Origin of the sequence: Leifsonia poae (assembly GCF_050632195.1) — a bacterium.
Taxonomy (GTDB): Bacteria; Actinomycetota; Actinomycetes; order Actinomycetales; family Microbacteriaceae; genus Leifsonia; species Leifsonia poae_C.
Genome location: NZ_CP192580.1, coordinates 983522 through 1004050 on the forward strand (window position 1 = coordinate 983522; position 20529 = coordinate 1004050).

Here is a 20529-nt window from a genome sequence, read left to right on the forward strand (position 1 = left end):
CGTTGTTCACCCGCCTACAACACGAGAGTTGGGATCACGCATGACGCCGACGGAAGCCAAGCAGGAAGTGGATGCGCTCTACGGGGCGACCCGTGATTCCGTCGGCGGTGAATGGAACGAAGCAGGGCGCAGTTGGGAGTTCTGTCCACTGCCGGATGGGAGTGATGGCAACGCCTACCGGTTTTTCGCTCAACGTCGTGAGCAGCCGCTCACTGACCCGGAATCTGTAGCAGAGGCCGTTCGGCTGGTTTGGGCGCAGCACGGGCACGACGTCAAAGTAGAATTCGACGGCACACTCACTCCCAAACGGTACATCCTCTCCGATCCAGCATGGTTGGCAGGAACCGGCAAAGACGGGCTGCTCTTTCAGTTCACGGTCGGTGAGAACTACGCCGATTTCAGTGGTGACAGTCGTTGTGTTCAGGGCGACCCCGACGATGCGCTGGCCGAATGATCGATAGAGACCGGCACGTTGGCTTCGGGATCGCGGTCGTCCTTTTTTGGCGCTCACGGGGTGCGTCTCTCGACCTACGGTCCAAACGACGGGTGACGCCGAGCGGAAGGTCCACGCGCTCCATGAAGCGACGAAAAACCTACTCGGCGGGGAATGGGACGAGCTCAGCCCAGCCTGGGATCGATGCGAACTGCCGAATGGCCGCGACGGTATCCATTACAGCGAGTCGTCGGCGCGGGTGGAGCTGCCGCAGCTCGGCCCTCCGAAAGCGACAGCTGCCAGGGTCCAGAGGCTCTGGGCGGAACACGGGTACTCCGCCGAAATCGAGTACTCGACCTCGCTGCCGGCGCCCCAGTACGTTCTTTCGGATCACGCGTGGGAGGCAGGTGCCGGACCGGAAGGGCTCGTCCTCCTCATGATCGGCGAGCGATTCACCATGTTCAGCGCGGTCAGTCCCTGCATAGCCGATCACTCCGGCGGGCACGACGACGATGGACCATGAGGGCTGACGTGTCGGTCGGCTCGCGTATGGTCGCGGGCATGGGACGGACAAAGTATCTTCTTCTGCCGGGCGCCGGCGGTGCCGGGTGGTACTGGCATCTGGTGGTCGACGAGCTGGCGAGGCGCGGTGAGGATGCCGTCGCGATCGACTTCGAGGTGGGTCCGGATGCTGGGTTGGCCGAGTACGCGGACTCTGTCGTGGCCGCTGCGGGTGACAGCAGCGACATCACGCTCGTCGCCCAGTCGATGGGCGCGTTCACCGCGGCGCTCGCAGCCTCGCGGCTGCCCGTGACACGGATCGTATTCGTGAACGCCATGATTCCGGTTCCCGGTGAGGCGCCCGGCGAGTGGGGCGAAGCGACCGGTCATGCGGAAGCGGCGCGCGCGAACGACCTCGCTAACGGGCGGGAACCCGACGCCGGGTTCGACCTTGAGACATACTTCACGGTCGAGCTCACCGACGAGCAGACCGACGAGCTCCTGGCGCACGAGGGCGAAGACGCGCCGGAGGTCTTCGACACGGCTGTCGAGTTCGACGGCTGGCCCAACGTTCCGCTCGTCGTGATCGCGGGCCGCGACGACCGCTTCCTCCCGGTCGAGTTCCAAAGAAGGGTTGCGCGGGAGCGGTTGGGAGTGGGGATCGTGGAGGTCGACGGTGGGCACCTGGCCGCACTGTCGCATCCTGAGCAGATCGTCGACGCGCTTCTCGACGGACGTACTGCAGAGGGCGGAGCTGGGACGACCGACCGGTGAGCAGCGAGAGCGACACCGTCGTCATCCGGCACGCCGACCCGGGCGACGCCGACGCCATCCTCCGGCTCTTCGACGAGGCGATCGCCTGGTTCGTCAGCATCGGCAACGTTCAGCAGTGGGGCACCGAGCCGTTCTCGACGCAGCAGCGGCAGATCGACCGGGTGACCGGATGGTGTGCCGAGCCGGGCGCGTGGGTGGCCGCGCATCCTGAGATCGGAGTCTGCGGTGCGCTGGTGCTCGGGGAGGCGAACGACTACGTCCCACCCGCTACCGAGCCCGAGCTGTACGTGCGGCTTCTGATCGGCTCGCGCGATCCGCGGGCGAAAGGCATCGGGCGACGGATGCTGGAATTCGCAGACGATCAGGCCGAGGAAGCAGGGGCAGGCCTGCTGCGGGTCGACTGCTACGCCGGCGGCAGCGGTGACCTCGTGCGGTTCTACGAATCGTGCGGCTACGTGCGCGCGGGCGAATTCAGCGTGGGGGAGTGGCCGGGGCAGGTTCTCGAGAGGCGGCTGCGCCCGGCGCGCTGAGCGGCATACCGGCTTCACGAAGGTGCCTGTCGTCGGAGAACATGCCGACCTCCCAGGTGCCGGTGCCGTCATGTTCGAGGATCGTGACGGATGCGTTGGTCACGACTCGAGTGCGCAGAAACTCCTTCAGCTCCTGTTCCGTGTAGTGGAGCAGTACGTAGAGGAACAGACTGACGACCGCGTCGTGCGCGAACACGACGACCGGGCGCGGATCCGTCCAGTCGACGTCGCGGCAGAACGACCGGATGCGCAGGGCGACATCCGTCCACGCCTCGCCTCCGGGCGGCCGGTAGTAGAACTTGCCCACCCAGCGTCGACGCTCGGCCTCTGCCGGGAGGCGAGCGGCAATGCCACGCGCGGTGAGGGAGTCGACGATGCCGAGCTCCCGATCCCGGAGGCGCTCGTCGATCGCGAACGGCAGAGCGTCACCCAACGCGAAACGCGCAGTCTGAACCGAGCGACGATACGGGGAGCTGAAGACGCGAGCCGCCTCGAGCCCGCCGTCGAGGTCGGCGAAGAGACGTGGGCCGAGGGTGCGAGCCTGCAGCTCGCCGAGCGGTGACAGGGACACGTCAGCATCCCTCGCCTCCATGACGATCGTCTCGAGACCGGCAGCCACGGCGGCAGTCGCGGCGACGTTCGCCGTGCTCTCACCGTGACGGACGAGGATCAGCTTGGACGCAACCATGCGGCGGAGTTTACGCCGGGTGCTCCGCGCGGGACGCGGTATCCGTTCGCGAAACACGCTCTGTTGCCGGAGCCTGTTTGCGAGGGATACTCGCATATGAGGACTTTCGGGGTGGAGGAAGAACTTCTCCTGGTGGACGAGTCAGGCATTCCGGTGCCCATCGCCCCCGAGGCCCTCGCCGCCGCACCCCCGTCGACCGGTGGTCCCGAGGTCGACGCCGAGATCCAGCAGGAGATGCTGGAGACCCAGACCCGGCCGCAGACGTCGAGTGCGATGCTGCTCGCCGATGTGGTCGCCGGGCGACTACTCGCCGACTCCCTCGCGAAGCCGTTGGGCGCCCGCGCCGTCGCGCTGGCGATGTCGCCGCTCGCTGTTCGGCCGCACACCACCGACGAGCCACGCTATGCCGCTATGGTGGCGCGGTACGGATCGACCGCCGGAACCTTGGTCTGCGGCTTGCACGTGCACGTGTCGATCGAGTCGCGCGAGGAAGGCGTCGCGGTGCTCGACCGCATCCGGATCTGGCTCCCGGTGCTGCTCGGCCTGAGCGCGAACTCGCCCTTCGCGCACGGCGTCGACACCGGATACGCGAGCTTTCGGTACGTCGCCTGGCACCAGTGGCAGAGCGCCGGGCCGACGGATGTGTTCGGGTCCGTCGAAGCGTACGACGCGTTCGAGAACATGCTGGTGGACACCGGGGTGATCCTTGACCACGGGATGCTCTACCTCGACGCGCGGCTCTCGCGCAAGCAACCGACGCTGGAGGTGCGCGTCGCCGACGTGTGCCTCGATCCGCGCGACACCGTCGTGCTCGCGGCCCTCGTGCGTGCGCTCGTCGACACGGCCGCCGACGAGTGGCGGGCCGGCGGAAGTCCGGTTGCCGTCCCCTCGGCCGCCCTCCGGCTGGCGAGTTGGCAGGCGGCGCTGACGGGGGCGACGGGGAGTCTGCCGCATCCGGTGCACGGTCGCGAGACGGATGCGCACCAGGCGGTCGCAGCGCTGCTCGCGTACGTAGACGACGCGCTCGCGGCCAACGGCGACACCGAGCGGGTGCGGACCGGTGTGGAGCGCATCCTGAGCACCGGCGGCGGAGCCGGTTTTCAGCGCGCTTCGTATGCTCGCGCCGAGGCGTTGAGCGACGTCGTGGCGGATGCGGTGGCGGCGACATACGCGTCGGCCGACCTCGATGACGGGCTTTCGCAACAGTCTTCCTCAGCGGGCGGAACACGCCTAGTCTGACGAACATGTCGGCCAAGGAACTCGCGCACCAGCACGCGGTCTACAGTTACGGCACCATCCCCCTCACCCTCATGTACAGCCCGACGGCGACAGCCGCCTGGGAGGTCTACTACGGTGGCGAGTACCTCGGCCTGGTCGAGGAAGTGCATGCACCCGGAGCGTCAGACCTGCTCTTCCGCATCACGTTGCCCGGTGAAGAGGAGACGGGCAACAGTGAGGATGTGCGCGACTGGCGACTGGCGGTGGAGATGCTCGCGGGACAGGCGGGACTGTAGAGCCAGCCCTACCGGCCAAAGGATTTGCGCACGGCGTCCAGGTCGTCGCGGACGCGCTGGGGTTCCTCGTCGAGGGGCAGGTTCGCCGGGTCCAGCACGCCATCGAGGGCGTCGGCGGGGTCGGGTTGGAGAGCGTCGAAGAGCGGGGTCAGGTCGGTTGGCGCAGGGCCGCGTTCGGCGAGAAGGTCGAAGGTCTTGTGGTCGGCAGCGTGGGAGGTGAGGCTGGCGACAAGCACTTCCGCGATCTGCTGCCGTGAGATCGCCCCGTCGCTCGGAGCCTCTGCGCGCGGTTTGTCGCCCTGAGGGAGCGTGAGCTGGTGCTCGTCGGGCTCGTTGTAGTCGAACCAGCCCGGTCTCACGATCGTGTACGGACGACCGCTCGCTCGCACCAGGCGCTCCGAGCGGCGCTTCCAGTCGAGCACGCCCGTCTCGCTGTTGAAGCCACCGGTGCGGTTGGTGATCCCGATGAGGGTCATCAGTGCGATGCGCGCCGGTCGTTCGCCGAGGGCCGCGAGGATGTTACGAACCGCTCCGTAGTCGGCGGCCTCGGCCGCCTCGCTCCCGCCTTCGCGCGAGCCCTGCGTGAACACCACGGCGTCGACGCCGTCAACTGCCGAAGCAAGAGTCTCGGCGCGGGTGAGGTCGGCGACGAACAGGTCGGTCTCCGCGGGCAGCTGCTCGGCTGCCTTGCCCGCGTCGCGCACCAGCGCCCGTGTCGTGTAGCCGCGGCGGAGTGCCTCGGCGACGACCAGACGGCCGATGCTGCCGGTGGCCCCGACGACCAGCACGGTGAGAGCCTTGTCGTTCATCCCTGGTCCCTCTTTCTTGATGCGACGGTGAATCCGTGACCAGCTTGGTCCGGATCGCTACGGGAAACCAGAGGCCCGGAGTGACGAATCCGCACATAGGAATCCTCCAGAACATCCATGAACGCCGCATAGCCTCACCAAAGGTCACAGGAATGTAACGCCGCGAGGGTGGGTGCCATGTCGCACTCAACCGAAACCCTTTCGCTCGACATCGTCGTGCCCGTGTACAACGAGCAGGCGACGCTCGACTCGTCCATCCGTCGGCTGCACGCCTACCTGATCGATCAGGTCGACCAGTCCTGGCGCATCACCATCGCCGACAACGCGAGCACGGACAGCACTGCAGCGATTGCGGATGCGCTCGCCGTGCAACTCCCGCACGTCCACGCCGTGCACCTCGCGCTGAAAGGCCGGGGCCGTGCGCTCAAGCAGGTCTGGGGATCATCGTCGGCGGAGGTGCTCGTGTATCTCGACGAGGACCTGTCCACCGACCTCGCCGCGCTGCCGCCGCTCGTCGCCCCGCTGCTCTCCGGGCATTCCGATCTCGCGATCGGAACGCGCCTCGGACACAGCTCCCGGGTGACCCGCGGTGGCAAGCGCGAGTTCATCTCCCGCTCGTACAACCTGCTGCTGCGGCGCACGATGGCGGTGACGTTCAGTGACGCACAGTGCGGCTTCAAGGCGATCCGCCGGGATGTCGCCGGTCGCCTGCTCCCGCTGGTGGAGGACGACGCCTGGTTCTTCGACACCGAGCTGCTGATCCTCGCCGAGCGGTCCGGGCTGCGCATTCATGAGATCCCCGTCGACTGGGTCGACGACCCGGACAGCTCGGTCGACATCGTGTCGACCGCTCGCGAGGACCTCAAGGGGATGCTTCGTGTCGGCACGAACATCGCCCGCGGCCGCATCCCGCTCGAGTCGGTGTACGCCGAACTGGGCAGGCGGCCGTTCGACCCGCCGAGACCGCCGAGCTTCTTCGGGCAGGTCGTGCGGTTCGCGGTCGTCGGGGTGCTCTCGACCGCCGCATACGCGCTGATCTACCTGCTGATGCAGGCGTTCGTTCCGGCGCAGGTGGCGAATTTCGCGGCGCTGCTGCTCACGACCATCGCGAACACCTGGGCGAACCGACGGTTCACCTTCGGAGTGCGTGGCCGCGCAGGAGCCGTGCGTCACCAGTTCCAGGGGCTCATCGTGTTCGGCATCGCGTGGGGCATGACGAGCGGTTCGCTCGCCGTGCTGCACCTCGCGGCTCCGCAGGCATCCGCGCAGGCCGAACTCGTCGTACTCACGATCGCGAACCTCGCGGCCACCCTCGTTCGTTTCGTGCTGCTGCGGCTGTGGGTGTTCCGGTCTCGGACGCGTGACACGGCGCATCCCCACCCCACTCTTGTGCTGACCCCAGCACCGACACCATCCCCGGACACTGCTCTCGTGTCCACCGATTCCCGACAGGAAGTGAACGGATCATGACCATCACAACGCAGGACCGCCCCGCCGGCTACGCGCCGGTCGACATCCCCACGACCACACAGTCGGGAGGTCGGATGCGCGCCGCCGGGCGCTGGCTCATCCGCGGCCGCGCGGACTCCGCAGCGTGGGAGCGGCCGGCGCTCATCGGATTGCTCGGACTCACCGCGCTCCTCTATATCTGGGACCTCGCGGCGAGCGGGTGGGCCAACTCCTTCTACTCCGCGGCCGTGCAGGCCGGATCGGTCAACTGGGAGGCCTTCTTCTACGGGTCGTCGGATGCGGCGAACTCGATCACGGTCGACAAGCCGCCGGCGAGCCTGTGGATCATGGCGCTCTCGGTGCGGCTGTTCGGGCTGAGCTCGTGGAGCATCCTGGTGCCCGAGGCTCTGATGGGCGTCGCGACCGTGTGGCTCGTCTACTGCACTGTTCGGCGGCACTTCTCCGCCCGCACCGCCCTGTTGGCGGGCGGCGTGCTCGCGATCACTCCGGTGGCCGCGCTGATGTTCCGGTTCAACAATCCGGATGCGCTGCTCGTTCTGCTGCTGACGGCTGCCACATATTTCACGCTCCGCGGCATCGAGTCGGGGCGGATGCGCTGGGTGTTGCTGGCGGGCGCCGCGGTCGGCTTCGGGTTTCTCACCAAGCAACTGCAGGCGTTCCTCATCCTTCCGGTGCTAGCGGGCGTTTACCTCACAGCCGCTCCGATCTCGTGGAAGAAGCGTTTCGGACACCTGTTCGCCGCGCTCGGTGCGGTCGTGGTCTCGGCTGGCTGGTGGGTCGCGATCGTCGAACTCGTGCCTGCCTCGCTGAGGCCGTATATCGGCGGCTCGCAGACGAACAGCTTTCTCGAATTGACCTTCGGGTACAACGGGCTCGGCCGGCTCACGGGTAACGAGACCGGGAGCGTGACCGGAGGCGGGGGAGGAGCGACCGGCGGCGGGATGTGGGGTGCGACGGGCATCCTGAGACTGTTCGAGAACGAGGTCGGCGGCCAGATCGCTTGGCTGCTGCCCGCGGCCCTCGTGCTGCTCGCGGTCGGGCTGGTGCTCGGCAGAACGGCTCGGCGAACGGATGCGCGACGCGCGACCCTGCTGCTGTTCGGCGGCTGGCTCGTGGTCACCGCCCTGGCGTTCAGTTTCATGGCCGGCATCTTCCACGCGTATTACACGGTCGCACTCGCGCCGGCGATCGCCGGAGTGGTCGCGATCGGAGGTGCGGCCGTCTGGACGGCGCGGGAGAAGCTGTGGGTGCGCATCCTGGCGGCCGTCACGATGCTCGGCACGGCGGTATGGGCGTATGTGGTGCTCGACCGGGCGACCGATTGGCTGCCGTGGCTGAAATTCGTGGTCCTGATCGTCGGGATCGTCGCAGCAGTGCTGCTGGTGCTGCCACCTCGCGGCCGGATGCTCGCCGGCGCCACGATCGCGGTGGCGCTCGTCGGGTCGCTCCTCGCTCCGGCTGCGTACTCTCTCGAGACGGTTACCACGGGGCACAGCGGATCGATCGTGACCGCCGGGCCGACGGTCGCCGGCGGGATGGGCGGCGGAGGCGGGTTCGGTGGCCGCGGGGGCGGACAGGGTGGGCCGCCGCAGGGGACTGCTCCCGGTGGGACCGCTCCTGGTGGGACGGCGCCAGGTGGGACCGGCGGGCAGACCGCGCCCGGTGGTACGGGTGGACAGGCGGCGCCAGGCGGCACCGGCGGAACCGCCGGTCAGATGGGCGGCGCTCCGGGCGGTGGGGGAGCGGGCAACCTGCTCGGCTCATCCTCGGTCAGCTCGTCGCTCAGCACTCTCCTGAAGGCGAACGCCTCCGAGTACAGCTGGGTTGCGGCGGCGATCGGATCGAACTCGGCGGCCAGCTACCAACTGGCCACAGGCGAGGCGGTCATGCCGATCGGCGGCTTCAACGGCTCCGATCCGTCGCCGACACTGGCGCAGTTCAAGGCGTACGTCTCGGCGGGCAAGATCCACTACTTCATCGGCGGAAGCGTCGGCCAGGCGAACGGCGGAAGCAGTGCATCCAGTGACATCGCCAGCTGGGTCGAGGCCAACTTCACCGCCCAGACGGTCGGCGGGGTGACGCTCTACGACCTGACGAAGTAGCGGCCATCGGCGGTCCGCCCCTCAGCAACGCTGAGCGGGGCGGGCCGCCTTTGTCGTGTGCTCGCGTCTGGTCAACGAGTGTTCGTGAGCCGCGCTCGAAGACGCTCTATCCCGCGATGGTTATGTTGCCGGTCGTGCCCTGTCCTTTGTAGAACGTGAACGTGACGCTTCCTCGATAGGCGCCAATGTTGCAGCTCTTATTCGTCCTGTATCCCATGGTGCTCGTGCAGAGCGCCGCTCCGTAAACGTCCTTGTTCAGGGAGTACGACGCTGTCCGCGACCCCTGACCGTCAAAGCCAGTAGTGAAGGCAATGAAACTCTGCGATGCGGGCAGCGTGACGCGACAGACCTCCTGCGACGACGAACACGCGGCCACTCGGCTGGTTGTGGCGTTGGCTGGCAGGCTCAGGCCCACGATGGACATCGTTGCGACTATGAGAATTAGGCCCAAACGAGCTGTTCTGTGCAATGTTACATCCTAAATATTAAACCATGCATGTACAATTTGTACTCTCGATCAAGGTAGTGCAGGAATCATTCGAATGGGAAGTATTAAATTTTAGATGTCGAGCTCACAGGTCAGTCGCATCACGCCGCCGAAGAAGCCCCACGGATTGAAGGGCATCGCCCGGGATCTGGTGGTGATCGTCGTGGTGGCGGTACTCGTCTCGTTCCTGGTGAAGACGTGCGTCGTCCGGTCGTTCTACATCCCGTCGGCCTCGATGGAGAACACGCTCCAGATCGACGACCGGATCATGGTCGACGAACTCGGGCCGCGACTCGTGCCGATTAACCGTGGCGATGTCGTGGTGTTCAAGGATCCCGGTGGCTGGCTCGCTGGAGCTACGAAGGAGCCGCTCAACCCGCTCGAGGTCGCCCTGTCGTTCGTCGGCGTTCCGTCGGCGAAGGAGAACGACCACCTCATCAAACGGGTGATCGGGTTGCCGGGCGACAGGGTGGCGTGCTGCGACGGGCTCGGCCTCATCACGGTGAATGGCCGGCCGATCAACGAGGCGGCTTATCTGCGCTCTCCCGAGCAGCCCGCGTCGGCGATCCCCTTCGCGGTGACGGTTCCGCGCGGCAAGCTCTGGGTGATGGGTGACAACCGCAACAACTCGGGCGACTCCCGGTATCACCAGAACGAGCCGGGCGGCGGATTCGTGCCGGAGTCCGACGTCGTCGGGCGGGCGTTCGTGATCACCTGGCCGCTCGATCGGTGGGCGTGGCTCGGTGATTACCCGACGGTCTTCGACTGATGTCGGCCGTGGGCTCCATGATGGGAGCATGAGCACAGCTGGACCGTCGATTCCGCACGCCTCCGCGTCGCCTGATCAGGTGGCCCCGGATGCAGTCGTCGCGTCGTCAGCAACCACCGCTTCGGGCGCATCCACCGCCGCAACCGGCGGCATCGCCGAGCCGCACGGTCACCTGGGGCTGGCGGGCGGGACAGCGCTGTACGTGGCGGCGGTGCTCGGCACGGGCATCCTTGTGCTTCCTGCGCTCGCCGCGGCGGCCGCTGGTCCTGGTGCGATCATCGCGGTCGCGGTGCTCGCCGTCATCTCCATCCCGTTGGCGTCCACCTTCGCGGCACTCGCCCGACGGCATCCGGATGCGGGCGGTGTCGCCACCTTCGCTCGTCGCGCGTTCGGTCCCACGACGGCGCGCGTCATCAGCTATTGGTTCTTCTTCGGAACGCCGATCGGTGCGCCCATCGCGGCGCTCATGACCGCTCGCTACGTGGTCGCGGTGATCGGCGGCGACGCGGCGACAGCAGTCTGGATCGCGATCGCGCTGATGGTCATCCCGGTCATCGTCACCGCGTTCGGCGTGCGGTTCGCGGGCTGGCTGCAGCTCGTGCTCTCGGCCGCACTCGTCGCGGTGCTGGTCTTCGTTCTAGCGGCGGCAGCGCCGCACGGCGATCCGGCGAACCTGCAGCCGCTCCTCCCGCACGGGTGGGAGGGCGTCGGCCTCGCCGTGAGCCTGTACATCTGGGCGTTCGCCGGCTGGGAGGCGGTCGCCGGGATCGGCGGCGAGTTCCGCAATCCCCGACGCGACATCCCGAGAGCCACAGCGCTGGCGCTCATCATCGTTTCGGTTGCCTACCTCGCGATCCAGACGGTGACGGTTCTGGTGCTCGGAGACAAGGCCGCCACGAGTGCGGTACCGCTCCTCGACCTCGTGCTCGTGTCGACCGGGCGCGGCGGCGGCATCGTCGTTGCGGTGATCGCTGCGATCGTCGTGACGGGTGTGTTCAACGCGTACCTGGCCGCGTTCAGCAAGCTCGGCGCGGCGATGGGGCGCGACGGCGACCTGCCGCGGTGGTTCGGCCGTGGTGTCGAGAACGGCGGGGTCGCGCGACGCGGGTTGCTGCTGTCGGCCGTCGTGATGGGGCTGTACTCCGTGGTCGTGCTGACGAGCGGCGACCTGGAGCCGTTCATCCTGGTGCACACGAGCATCGCGGCAGCCGTGTACGCAGTGGGGGTCGCATCCGCCATCGTGCTGCTCCCGCGCTGGTCGCTCGGCTGGTGGATGTCCGTGCTCTCCTGCATCTTCGCGGCCGGCCTGCTTGTGCTCGCCGGGTGGCACCTGGTGTTCCCGGTCGGGATAGCGATCGTGGCCGTACTGGTGGGTCTGATGGTGCGGCGGAGGCAAACGCCCGCATAATGGCGTGAACACGCCGGGCGCGCGCCCGGGCGGACGACCGACCGGGGGATCCGTGACAGCAGAGCAGCCGCAGTCCCGGGCCTCCAGCATGCGCGACGTCGCGCGTCTCGCGGGAGTCTCGCACCAGACGGTCTCGCGCGTGCTCAACGGACATCCGAGCATCCGTGCGTCCACCAGGGAGCGCGTGCTGCAGGCGATGGACGAGCTGCGCTACCGCCCCAACCGCGCGGCACGAGCGCTCGTGACGGCTCGGTCGAGCACGATCGGAGTGCTCTCGGCATCGGCGGCCGCGCTGTACGGTCCGGTATCGAGCATCGGCGCGATTCAGGATGCGGGGCGCGAGGCCGGCTACTACGTGACCGTCGCCCACCTCGACAGCCTCGAGCCGCAAGGAATCGCCGCCGGTGTCGACCAGCTTCTCGCGCAGGCCGTCGAGGGGATCGTCGTGATCGCCCCGCAGTCGGCAGTGCTCGACGAGATCGCGGCGATCGGCGTCGGGGTGCCGTACGTGACGCTGCAGGCGGGCAACGACGATGCCGAGAACGCGCTCTCGGTCGACCAGATCGCCGGGGCGCGGGCGGCCACCCGCCACCTGATCGGCCTGGGGCATCGGCGAATCGTCCACCTCTCGGGCCCGACGGAATGGATCGAGGGAAGCGCGCGGCTGCATGGCTTCGAGGAGGAGGTCCGCGCGGCCGGCCTTGAGGTTCTCGAGGCGCCCCGCGGGGATTGGACGGCGGAGTTCGGGTATCGCGCCGGACTCGAGGTGCTGGCCGATCCGACGGTGACGGCGGTCTTCGCATCCAACGACCAGACGGCGCTCGGGCTCTACCACGCGGCGCACGAGCTCGGGCGTGCGGTGCCGGGGGAGCTGAGCGTGGTCGGCTTCGACGACATCCCGGAGGCGGCACACTTCTGGCCGCCGCTGACGACGGTTCGTCAGGACTTCACCGAGCTCGGCCGCCGCAGCGTCGCGCGGCTGGTGGCGGACATCGAGGGTCGAGAGGAACCGACTCCGGGCAACATCCAGCCGGAGCTCATCGTGCGGGCGTCGACCCGGGCGGTCTGAGTCAGTCGACCGGTTCGGGGCCTTGGGCGGCCTCTGCGCCCGCCGCGGTCTCGGAATCTGCGTCGATCCAGCGACGAGGGCCCGTTCCCTCGGCGCCGAGCTCGTCGGACGGATTCTGCAGGCGGCAGGTGCGAAGGCTCAGACAGCCGCAGCCGATGCAGCTGGTGAGGTCATCGCGCAGATGCTGGAGCGACCGGATGCGCTGATCCAGCTCACCGCGCCAGAGCGCCGAGAGCCGCTCCCAGTCCCGCTTCGTCGGCGTGCGTCCGTCGGGCAGCGAATCGAGAGCCGCGCGGATGTCCGTGAGCGGAACGCCCACCCGCTGCGAAACGCGGATGAACGCCACCCGTCGCAGCGTCGCGCGCGGATAGCGCCGCTGGTTTCCGGATGTGCGTTCGCTCGCGATGAGCCCCTGGCGTTCGTAGAAGTGCAGGGCGGACACCGTTACCCCGCTTCTCGCGGAGAGATCACCGACGCTGAGAACCGCATCCTGAGGAGTCATTGACCTCAACCTTAGTTGAGGTTCTAGGCTGACACCATGACCGCCGAAGACCTGGACGCCGAGACGATCACCGGTAAGACTGGCAGGATGTCCGCCGACCTCCCTCCGCCCCACGGCGTGCTCAGCGCCAAGTACTTCTGGGTGAGTGTCGGGATGTGCGCCCTGATCATGCTCGCGGCCTTCGAAGCCCTCGCGGTCACCACGATCATGCCGAAGGTGAGTCACGAGCTGAACGGTGCATCCCTGTACGCGTTCGCGTTCGCTGGACCGCTCGCCGTGAGTGTTGTCGGGATGGTACTCGCTGGGGCGTGGCCAGACAGGGGCGGCCCGCGCAACGCGCTGTTCGCATCCGTCGGCTTCTTCGTCGTCGGTCTGCTGATCGCCGGAACCGCGCAGAACATGGGGCTCTTCGTGACCGGGCGTCTCGTGCACGGGCTCGGCGGCGGCGCGCTGACGGTCGCTCTCTACGTGATCGTGGCACGGGTATATCCGCCGGTGCTGCACGCCCGGATCTTTGCCGGTTTCGCCGCTGCGTGGGTCATCCCGTCGCTGATCGGACCGTTGATCGCGGGGCTGCTCGCCGAGTCCGTCGGCTGGCGCTGGGTGTTCCTCGGCGTAGTCGCGCTGGTCGTTCTCTCGTTGATCATGGTGGTGCCGGCGATGCGTGGGGTGCGCACGCCGGAGGCGTCTGCGGATCGCCCGCCGTGGAACATCCGTCGGATCGGCTGGGCGGTGCTCGTCGCCGTCGCGGTGCTGACGCTGAACCTCGCTGCGGAGGCGCGCGGGCCGATCCAGTGGATCGCCCCGGTCGTCGCTGTCGCGGTCGCGCTGTTCGCGTTGCGTCCGCTGCTCCCAGTACGAACCCTTCGGGCAGGTCGAGGGCTGCCGAGCGTGATTCTGCTGCGCGCCGTCGTCGCGGGTACCTTCTTCGCGGCGGAGGTGTACGTGCCGTACCTGCTGGTCAAGGAGTACGGACTGTCGGCCTCGCTGGCCGGTCTCGCGCTCACCGCGGCGGGCTTGAGCTGGGCGACGGCGTCTTGGGTGCAGGGGCGATTTCCCGGGATCACGCACCGGACGGCCGCGCTGGTCGGCGCGATCGGACTGAGCATCGCGATCGGGTCGCTCATCGCGATGGCGGCCTTCGGCCTTCCGCCGGTGGTCGCGATCATCGGGTGGGCGTTCGCGGGCGGAGGCATGGGCGTGCTGTATCCGAGGCTCGGTGTGCTGACGTTGGAGTACTCGAATGTGTCGAACCAAGGGTTCAACAGCTCCGCGCTGTCGATTTCGGACTCGACGGGGTCGGCGATTGCGCTTGCAGCAACCGCGATCGTGTTCGCGGCACTGTCGCCGCTCGGTGGAGCGTGGCCGTTCGCCGGGGTGTTCGGGGTGACCGGGCTGCTGTGTGTTGCGGCGTTCGGCGTGGGACCGCGCATCCTGAGGCCTGCTGGGGTGCCGACCAGCGGCGCGGAAAACCCTGCGACGGCGTCTCCGGCGTCTCCGGCAACGCCGGCCTAAGCTACCGCGCCGGTTGCGGACGGCTCCCGAAGAGCGGGGCCGAGCGACAGCCGCCCGCCGGCGCGGTACAGTATTGGTAGTGCGTGGTATTGCGCGTGTCTACCGACAGGAGTGCGATGGAAGCGGTCGGAACGAGACTGGTCGTGGTGGTCAACCATCTCGGTTATGACCGGAGCGGGCCGAAGTCGGCGATCGTGGCAGCGCCGGTGGGGGCAGTTGTAGGGGTTGTTCGGATCGAGACCGTTGCGGGCGCGGTTGTGCCGCTCGGGGTTCGCGCTGGTCAGCCGCAGACGGTCGATGGCTGGCGTGGGGCCGCGTATCACCGGGTCGACCTGACGGGGCTGGATGAGCCAGGCACCTACCGGGTCGTGGCGGTCGTCGACGGTGTCGAGGTTTTCAGCGACGCGTTCGTGGTCGCCGAGCATCGCATCCCTTCGCTCGTGGTGTCGGACATCACCGCATACTTCCGGTCGCAGCGTTCTTCGGGGAGATCGAGCGGAAGGATGCGCACGCCCGCTTCTATGACGACGACTCCGGCCGCACGGTGGATGCGCGGGGAGGCTGGCTCGATGCGTCGGGGGACTACAGCAAGTTCCTCAGCCACCTGACGTACACGCGGATGATGAGCCCGCAGCAGATCCCGCTGTGCGCGTGGGCGCTACTGACCGCTGGTTCCGAGCTGCGCCGGGCGCATCCGTCGTTCGAGACGAGCCAGTATCCGCGGCTTCGCGACGAGGGGCTGTTCGGGGCGGACTTCCTCGTGCGGTTCCAGTCACCGGAAGGCTACTTCTACACCGGGATCTTCGACGCGCTGACCAAGGACCTCGACGAGCGAGTGATCAACGCCCCGCTGCAGGACAGCGTTCGTACCCAGCGCTGGCAGGCCGCATACCGTCACGGCGGAGGTCTGGCGATCGCGGCGCTGGCGCTCGCGTCGACCGTCGGCGAAGCAGGCGAGTTCGATGCCGATACGTACTTTGCGGCGGCGGTGCGCGGGTTCGAGCACCTCGAGGTGCACAATCGCGAGTACCTGTTCGACGGCGAGGAGTCGGTGCTCGACGACTACTGCGCGTTGCTCGCGGCGGCGGAGCTGGCGTCGGCCGCATCCGCTCGTGGCGTCGATGCCGACGCCTATCTCAGCGCGGGGCGGCGGCGGGCGGATGCGCTGGCCGCGCGGCTGCGCTCGGATGCGGCAGGTGCGGCGTACCTCGTCGGCGATGTCGAGGGGCGGCCGTATTTTCACGCTGCGGAATCGGGGATGCCGGTGGTGGCGTTGCTGCGGTTCGCGGATGTGGTGGATGCGCTGGGTGATCCGGGAGCCGCGACCCCTGCTCGGAGCACCGCGCTGGCGATCATCCGCGGAACGGTGGCTCGGGTCGACTCGGTCGCGAATCCGTTCGGATATCTGCGGCAGCGGGTGCAGCCGACCGGTGGCGAGCCGCGCGACGCGTTCTTCTTCCCCCACGAGAACGAGACCGGCTACTGGTGGCAGGGGAGAACGCGGGGATCTCGTCGGTCGCGTATGCGGCGAGTCGCGCATCCCTGGTCCCAGGATGCGACGACGCCACTCGGGATCGGTTGCGCCGGCTCTCGGCGGACCTGGTTGCGTGGGTCGGCGGCCTGAACCCGTTCGACTCCTGCATGGTCCAGGGTCGCGGGCGCAACAACGTGGAGTACTCGGGGGTGTATCAGAACAGTCCCGGCGGGATCGTCAACGGCATCACGAGCGGCTGGGGTGACGAGAACGACATCGCGTTTCTGCCCGGGGATGCGCCGGACGGCAACGAGTGGCGCTGGGCCGAGCAGTGGATCCCGCACTCGGCGTGGTTCCTTCTGGCGGTGTGCGCGGCTTCGTAACGACGGAGATTTCGGGCGGCGCGCCGGTGAGGTGACCGTAATTACGGATGTTCGGGGCGAGCGGGCGCGAAGTCTCCTGAGTTACGGGAGGCGCGGCGGGCGGGCGCCGCTGATCAGGGGACGATGACGGCTTTGACGAAGGCGGGGTCGCGGTCGGCCATGAGGGTGTATGCGGCGTCGATGCCGTCGAGCCCGAGCGTGTGGGTGATCAGCGGGTTGTAGCTGAAGCGGCGGGATGCAACCAGGTCGAGTGCCGCATCCATCGCCCGCATCACCCGGGGCCGGTCAGGGCAGAAGCCGTTCACGACGGTGACGCCCTTGTACCAGAGCTCCATATCGAGCTTGGCGGTTCCGGCGTGGTGGTAGCCGACGATGCAGAGCGTGCCGAACGGCTTGACGAGCGGTGACGCGGTGTCGAGGCCAGGGGTGACGCCGGTCGCTTCGAGGACGACGTCGGCACGCGCATCCGGAGACCCGGGCTGGCCGGCGGCGACGAAGGCCTCGACCTGGTCAGGATGCAGCACCACGTCTGCGCCGAGGGCCAGTGCGCGCTCGCGGGCAGCCGGGTTCGGGTCGACGCCGATGATGGTGCGCGGCGCGCGGGTGCGCGCGAGTTGCAACAGGCCGAGCCCCATGAAACCGAGGCCGACTACCGCGACACGGCTGCCCGGCGCGACCGGAGTGCGGGAGATCGCCTCCTCGAGGGTGGCGATCGGCTCGCCGATGGCGTGCGTCGGCGCGAGCCCAGCAGGGATAGGGAGAGCCGCGTCGGCGTCGAGAAGAGCGTGGGTGGCGAATCCTGAACCACCGAGACCGGTGACGAGATCGCCGACGGCCCACCGGGAATCGGGCGAACCGACCGATACGACGCGGCCGGCGGTCTCGTGGCCGAGCTCGATGGGCTCACCATCGGCGGGACCCCGCAGCGGTGCATACGCCGCTGGCCAGCACCTCGATCAGGATCTGCCCGCTGGCCGGGTCGGGAGTGGCGACTTCGTCGATGCGAGAGGTGCGTGGGGCGACGACGCGGCTGATGAGCATGGTGTCCTTCCGGTTCGGGATCGACCGCCAGTGTAGCGCTGTGGTCGGATGTGGTACTACGTGGACCGCGGCACAAATTCGAGCAATTTCAGGCCGCGGAGCGCATTTTCGGGCAATTCCTCGCCATTTCCGGGCATCCGGGATGTTTCGTTGAGATGAAATTGTGCCGAATGTCTTGTTACCGTTCCCTCTTTCGTCTTAGGCTGGCCTCAAGTGGTATAGCTTTGGGATACATCCCCAGAGAAGTGGTTCAAAGGAGAAGGTGATGCAGGGCTATCGTGCAGCGGTTATCGCAGCGGGTGGGCAGGGGCGCGTTCACGCGGCCGGCTACCTCGCCGATGACCGCGTCAGCCTGGTGGCCGTCGCCGACGTGAACCGCGAGACCGCTGAGGCGCTCGCCGGCGAGTTCGGCATCGAGAGCGTCTTCACCGACTACCGCGAACTGCTGCAGACCGTCCGGCCCGACATCGTCAGCATCTGCACCCCGCCCGCCTTCCACCTCGACGCGGTCACCGCCGCGGTCGAGGCCGGCGTGCGCGCGATCCACTGCGAGAAGCCGATCGCGCTGACGTACGCGGACGCGCTGCAGCTGCAGGCCGTCGCCGCGGAAGCCGGTGTGCAGGTGACTGTGAATCTGCAGCGCCGGTTCGAGCCGGTCCACCGCTTCGCCCGTGAGCAGCTCGCGTCCGGGGCGATCGGCGATCTCGTCAGCATCGAGGGCTACTGCCCGAATCTGCTCGACTGGGGCAGCCACATCCTCGACCTGATCCTCTTCTATCGTGGTGACGCCGCGGTCGAGTGGGTCATCGGGCAAATCGACGTGTCGACCAACCGCTATGTCTACGGCGCGTTCGTCGAGACGTCGTCGATCACTCAGCTGGCGTGGCCGGATGGGGTACGGGCGACGGTCTCGACGGGGCGCGAGCCGGCGACGCCCATCCTGAACCTCGAGAACAACCTCGGACTGATCGTGCAAGGCACGCGCGGCCGGATCGTCGTGCGCGGCTCGGAAGCGCTCGTTCACCGGTTCGGTGGCGACGGCATCCGATTCGCCTCGCCGTACGATACCGACAGCACTCACTGGGACCACGGGATCGACCCGGCGATCTTCTCCTGTACCGCGGCCGCGGTCGCCGACCTCGTCGACGGGCTCGAGACCGGGGACGAACCCGAGCTGTCGCTCCGCCACGGTCTGGCGGGGGCGGAGCTCATCTTCGCCACTTACGAGAGCAGCCGGTCGCGCCGCCGGGTGACGTTGCCGCTCGACCGCCACGACAACGCCCTCCTGACCGGCCTCGAACAGGGAATGTGGTCGCCGGTCGGCGAACTGCGTTCCACATACTAGGAGCCGAGAAGACAATGACGCCTTCCGCAATCGCGCGCGACGTGCTCACCGCCCAGGTGGTGATCGCGGGTGACGACGTGTACGAAGACCTCTTCACCGCGAGTGTCGAGCTGCAGGATCTGCTCGCCTCGGCGGGATTCGTCACGCGGGTGCGGATGGGGACGGCCCTGTTCGCGCAACCACTCGTCGACAACCTGATCGTGCTCTACCGCGCCGCCGGCGCGTTCACCGCCGAAGAGCAGCGCGGGCTCGCGGCCGCGGTCGCCGGGGAGCCGGACTGCTCGCCATCCACTCGACGGCGTTCTTCGCCGCCGAAGACGGGCAGGATCCGCAAGACGCCCGCGACGGCGGCGACAACGCACAGCCCGGTACCGACCTGCTCGCCCTCTTCGGCGCACGGTTCGTCGACCACGGTCCGCAGCCGCACGAGAGCCGCTTTAGGGTGGACTTCACGCGGCATCCTGTGACCGCCGGGCTCGACCCGTTCGAGCTGACCCATGAGCACTACCGAACCCAGCTGGCCGACGACGTGGAGGTCGTCGCCTGGCGCGAGGCGCCCGACGGTCCCGAACCCGTTGTCGTCGCGCACGAGTACGGCGCCGGCCGGGTCTGCTTCGTGCAGTTCGGCCACGACATGCGTATGTGGGACGAACCCGGGATGCGCGCCATCGTCATGAACGCGGCCCACTGGCTCACGGCCGCATCGAACCCCAACGAGAACGAGGACTGATCCGCACATGCGTGTTCTTCTGCGTCGCGCCGTCTTCTACGTCATCACGGCGTGGGCGGCGATCAGCCTGAACTTCCTGCTGCCCCGCATCATGCCGGGCAGCCCAGCGGATGCGCTGATCGCGAAGTTCCACGGCAAGCTGTCCCCTCAGGCCGTCGAGGCGCTCCGCGTGCTCTTCGGCCAGAGCAAGGCCACGCTCTGGCAGCAGTACCTCGACTACTGGCACAACCTGTTCACCGGCAACCTCGGCATCTCGTACGCCTACTACCCGGCACCGGTGGCCGACGTGCTCGGCAGCAGCATCGGCTGGACGCTCGTGCTCATCACGGTGTGCACGGTTCTCGGCTTCGTGATCGGCACGGGGCTCGGGATGCTCGTGGGCTGGCGCCGAGGCAGCTGGCTCGACTCGCTCATCCCGGTCACCACACTGCTCTCCTCGATCCCGTACTTCTGGTTCGCGATCTGCGTCGTGCTCATCTTCTCGATCATCCTGCGGTGGTTCCCCCTCTCGGGCGGCTATTCGGTGCTGGAGACGATCGGCTTCAACTGGGGGTTCATCGGCAGTGCGATCTACTACGCGACGCTGCCCGCCCTCACCATCGTGGTCGCGTCGATCGGCGGCTGGCTGATCGGGATGCGCAACATGATGGTCACGACCCTCAGCGAGGACTACGTGAAGCTCGCCGAGGCGAAGGGCCTGCCGAAGCGCCGGATCATGTTCACCTACGCAGCGCGGAACGCCATCCTGCCGTCGTTCTCCAGCTTCGCGATGTCGCTCGGCTTCGTCGTCGGCGGGTCGATCGTGACCGAGGTCGTCTTCAACTACCCGGGAATCGGCACCGTGCTCTTCAAAGGTGCGCAGGCCCAGGACTACCCGCTGATGCAGGGGATCTTCCTCGTCATCACGATCACCGTGCTGGTCGCCAACCTGCTTGCCGACTTCGCATACGTCTTCCTCGACCCCCGGACAAGAGAGGGCTGACCC

Annotated in this window: 23 protein-coding genes and 1 pseudogene; 18 read left to right on the forward strand and 6 right to left on the reverse strand. The window is 67.8% G+C overall.

From position 1 onward, the window contains the following. The first annotated feature begins 40 nt into the window (after positions 1–40). From ACQ86A_RS05080 to ACQ86A_RS05090, 3 genes are all read left to right on the forward strand, one after another. Positions 41–454 carry a hypothetical protein gene (locus ACQ86A_RS05080; protein ID WP_431279518.1) on the forward strand — a complete coding sequence of 138 codons (414 nt, stop codon included), beginning with the start codon at positions 41–43 and terminating at the stop codon, positions 452–454. A 540-nt stretch (positions 455–994) separates the two neighbouring features. Then, positions 995–1708 (forward strand): alpha/beta fold hydrolase, encoded by a 714-nt coding sequence (locus ACQ86A_RS05085; RefSeq protein ID WP_431279519.1) that lies wholly within the window; start codon positions 995–997, stop codon positions 1706–1708. Further along, on the forward strand, positions 1705–2238 hold the full coding sequence (locus ACQ86A_RS05090; protein ID WP_431279520.1) for a GNAT family N-acetyltransferase: 534 nt from the start codon (positions 1705–1707) through the stop codon (positions 2236–2238). Before ACQ86A_RS05085 ends, ACQ86A_RS05090 begins: the two co-directional genes overlap by 4 nt. On the opposite strand, the gene ACQ86A_RS05095 is transcribed toward ACQ86A_RS05090, so the two are convergent. After that, positions 2180–2926 carry a histidine phosphatase family protein gene (locus tag ACQ86A_RS05095; RefSeq protein ID WP_431279521.1) on the reverse strand — a complete coding sequence of 249 codons (747 nt, stop codon included), beginning with the start codon at positions 2924–2926 and terminating at the stop codon, positions 2180–2182. The genes ACQ86A_RS05090 and ACQ86A_RS05095 overlap by 59 nt on opposite strands. A gap of 111 nt (positions 2927–3037) precedes the next feature. On the opposite strand from ACQ86A_RS05095, the gene ACQ86A_RS05100 reads away from it, so the two are divergent. Next, positions 3038–4165, forward strand: a complete 1128-nt coding sequence (locus ACQ86A_RS05100; RefSeq protein WP_431279522.1) for a glutamate--cysteine ligase — start codon at positions 3038–3040, stop codon at positions 4163–4165. 5 nt (positions 4166–4170) lie between these two features. Further along, complete coding sequence (locus ACQ86A_RS05105; RefSeq protein ID WP_431279523.1) at positions 4171–4440, forward strand: hypothetical protein; 270 nt, start codon at positions 4171–4173, stop codon at positions 4438–4440. An 8-nt stretch (positions 4441–4448) separates the two neighbouring features. Here ACQ86A_RS05105 and ACQ86A_RS05110 read toward each other — a convergent pair whose 3' ends face one another. Beyond that, the gene (locus ACQ86A_RS05110) at positions 4449–5249 is read right to left on the reverse strand and encodes an SDR family oxidoreductase (protein ID WP_431279524.1); all 801 of its coding nucleotides are present in this window, start codon (positions 5247–5249) and stop codon (positions 4449–4451) included. Positions 5250–5426: 177 nt separating this feature from the next. Here ACQ86A_RS05110 and ACQ86A_RS05115 point away from each other — a divergent pair, with 177 nt between their 5' ends. The 5 genes from ACQ86A_RS05115 to ACQ86A_RS05135 all read left to right on the forward strand — a co-directional run bounded on the left by ACQ86A_RS05115 (position 5427) and on the right by ACQ86A_RS05135 (position 12554). Further along, a complete protein-coding gene (locus ACQ86A_RS05115) occupies positions 5427–6719 on the forward strand; it encodes a glycosyltransferase (protein ID WP_431279525.1) in 1293 nt (430 codons plus the stop codon). Then, a complete protein-coding gene (locus tag ACQ86A_RS05120; protein WP_431279526.1) occupies positions 6716–8821 on the forward strand; it encodes a glycosyltransferase family 39 protein in 2106 nt (701 codons plus the stop codon). The genes ACQ86A_RS05115 and ACQ86A_RS05120 overlap by 4 nt, the downstream gene beginning before the upstream one ends. A 563-nt stretch (positions 8822–9384) precedes the next feature. Further along, positions 9385–10077, forward strand: a complete 693-nt coding sequence (lepB, locus tag ACQ86A_RS05125) for a signal peptidase I (protein ID WP_431279527.1) — start codon at positions 9385–9387, stop codon at positions 10075–10077. A 28-nt stretch (positions 10078–10105) separates the two neighbouring features. Further along, positions 10106–11485 carry an APC family permease gene (locus ACQ86A_RS05130; protein ID WP_431279528.1) on the forward strand — a complete coding sequence of 460 codons (1380 nt, stop codon included), beginning with the start codon at positions 10106–10108 and terminating at the stop codon, positions 11483–11485. An 88-nt stretch (positions 11486–11573) separates the two neighbouring features. Next, positions 11574–12554, forward strand: a complete 981-nt coding sequence (locus ACQ86A_RS05135; RefSeq protein ID WP_431280372.1) for a LacI family DNA-binding transcriptional regulator — start codon at positions 11574–11576, stop codon at positions 12552–12554. A 1-nt stretch (position 12555) separates the two neighbouring features. Here the strand turns inward: ACQ86A_RS05135 and soxR are convergent, their stop codons facing one another. Further along, positions 12556–13056 carry a redox-sensitive transcriptional activator SoxR gene (soxR, locus tag ACQ86A_RS05140; RefSeq protein WP_431279529.1) on the reverse strand — a complete coding sequence of 167 codons (501 nt, stop codon included), beginning with the start codon at positions 13054–13056 and terminating at the stop codon, positions 12556–12558. Positions 13057–13092: 36 nt separating this feature from the next. Here soxR and ACQ86A_RS05145 point away from each other — a divergent pair, with 36 nt between their 5' ends. From ACQ86A_RS05145 to ACQ86A_RS05160, 4 genes are all read left to right on the forward strand, one after another. Continuing rightward, complete coding sequence (locus ACQ86A_RS05145; RefSeq protein WP_431279530.1) at positions 13093–14571, forward strand: MFS transporter; 1479 nt, start codon at positions 13093–13095, stop codon at positions 14569–14571. Positions 14572–14687: 116 nt separating this feature from the next. Next, positions 14688–15179, forward strand: coding sequence for a cellulase N-terminal Ig-like domain-containing protein (locus tag ACQ86A_RS05150; protein ID WP_431279531.1), 492 nt, complete (start codon positions 14688–14690; stop codon positions 15177–15179). Beyond that, positions 15116–16195: a hypothetical protein gene (locus ACQ86A_RS05155; RefSeq protein WP_431279532.1), complete on the forward strand. Its 1080-nt coding sequence runs from the start codon at positions 15116–15118 to the stop codon at positions 16193–16195. The genes ACQ86A_RS05150 and ACQ86A_RS05155 overlap by 64 nt, the downstream gene beginning before the upstream one ends. Before the next feature lie 17 nt (positions 16196–16212). After that, positions 16213–16428 (forward strand): hypothetical protein, encoded by a 216-nt coding sequence (locus ACQ86A_RS05160; RefSeq protein ID WP_431279533.1) that lies wholly within the window; start codon positions 16213–16215, stop codon positions 16426–16428. A 113-nt stretch (positions 16429–16541) separates the two neighbouring features. Here the strand turns inward: ACQ86A_RS05160 and ACQ86A_RS05165 are convergent, their stop codons facing one another. The 3 genes and pseudogenes from ACQ86A_RS05165 to ACQ86A_RS05175 form a co-directional block, all read right to left on the reverse strand. Beyond that, complete coding sequence (locus ACQ86A_RS05165) at positions 16542–17063, reverse strand: zinc-binding dehydrogenase (RefSeq protein WP_431279534.1); 522 nt, start codon at positions 17061–17063, stop codon at positions 16542–16544. A gap of 174 nt (positions 17064–17237) precedes the next feature. Continuing rightward, a pseudogene (locus ACQ86A_RS05170) lies at positions 17238–17354 on the reverse strand (alcohol dehydrogenase catalytic domain-containing protein); the annotation flags it as partial. Then, positions 17332–17469, reverse strand: a complete 138-nt coding sequence (locus tag ACQ86A_RS05175; protein WP_431279535.1) for a hypothetical protein — start codon at positions 17467–17469, stop codon at positions 17332–17334. The gene ACQ86A_RS05175 and the pseudogene ACQ86A_RS05170, both read right to left, overlap by 23 nt. Positions 17470–17734: 265 nt before the next feature. Here ACQ86A_RS05175 and ACQ86A_RS05180 point away from each other — a divergent pair, with 265 nt between their 5' ends. Genes ACQ86A_RS05180 through ACQ86A_RS05195 form a run of 4 tightly spaced genes read left to right on the forward strand, consistent with a single transcriptional unit; the run spans position 17735 to position 20526 of the window. Next, a complete protein-coding gene (locus ACQ86A_RS05180) occupies positions 17735–18814 on the forward strand; it encodes a Gfo/Idh/MocA family protein (protein ID WP_431279536.1) in 1080 nt (359 codons plus the stop codon). 14 nt (positions 18815–18828) lie between these two features. After that, entirely contained in the window at positions 18829–19281 is a 453-nt protein-coding gene (locus ACQ86A_RS05185; protein ID WP_431279537.1) for a hypothetical protein, read from the forward strand. Further along, complete coding sequence (locus tag ACQ86A_RS05190) at positions 19191–19544, forward strand: ThuA domain-containing protein (protein ID WP_431280373.1); 354 nt, start codon at positions 19191–19193, stop codon at positions 19542–19544. Before ACQ86A_RS05185 ends, ACQ86A_RS05190 begins: the two co-directional genes overlap by 91 nt. 7 nt (positions 19545–19551) lie before the next feature. Continuing rightward, on the forward strand, positions 19552–20526 hold the full coding sequence (locus ACQ86A_RS05195) for an ABC transporter permease (RefSeq protein ID WP_431279538.1): 975 nt from the start codon (positions 19552–19554) through the stop codon (positions 20524–20526). Positions 20527–20529: the final 3 nt, after the last annotated feature.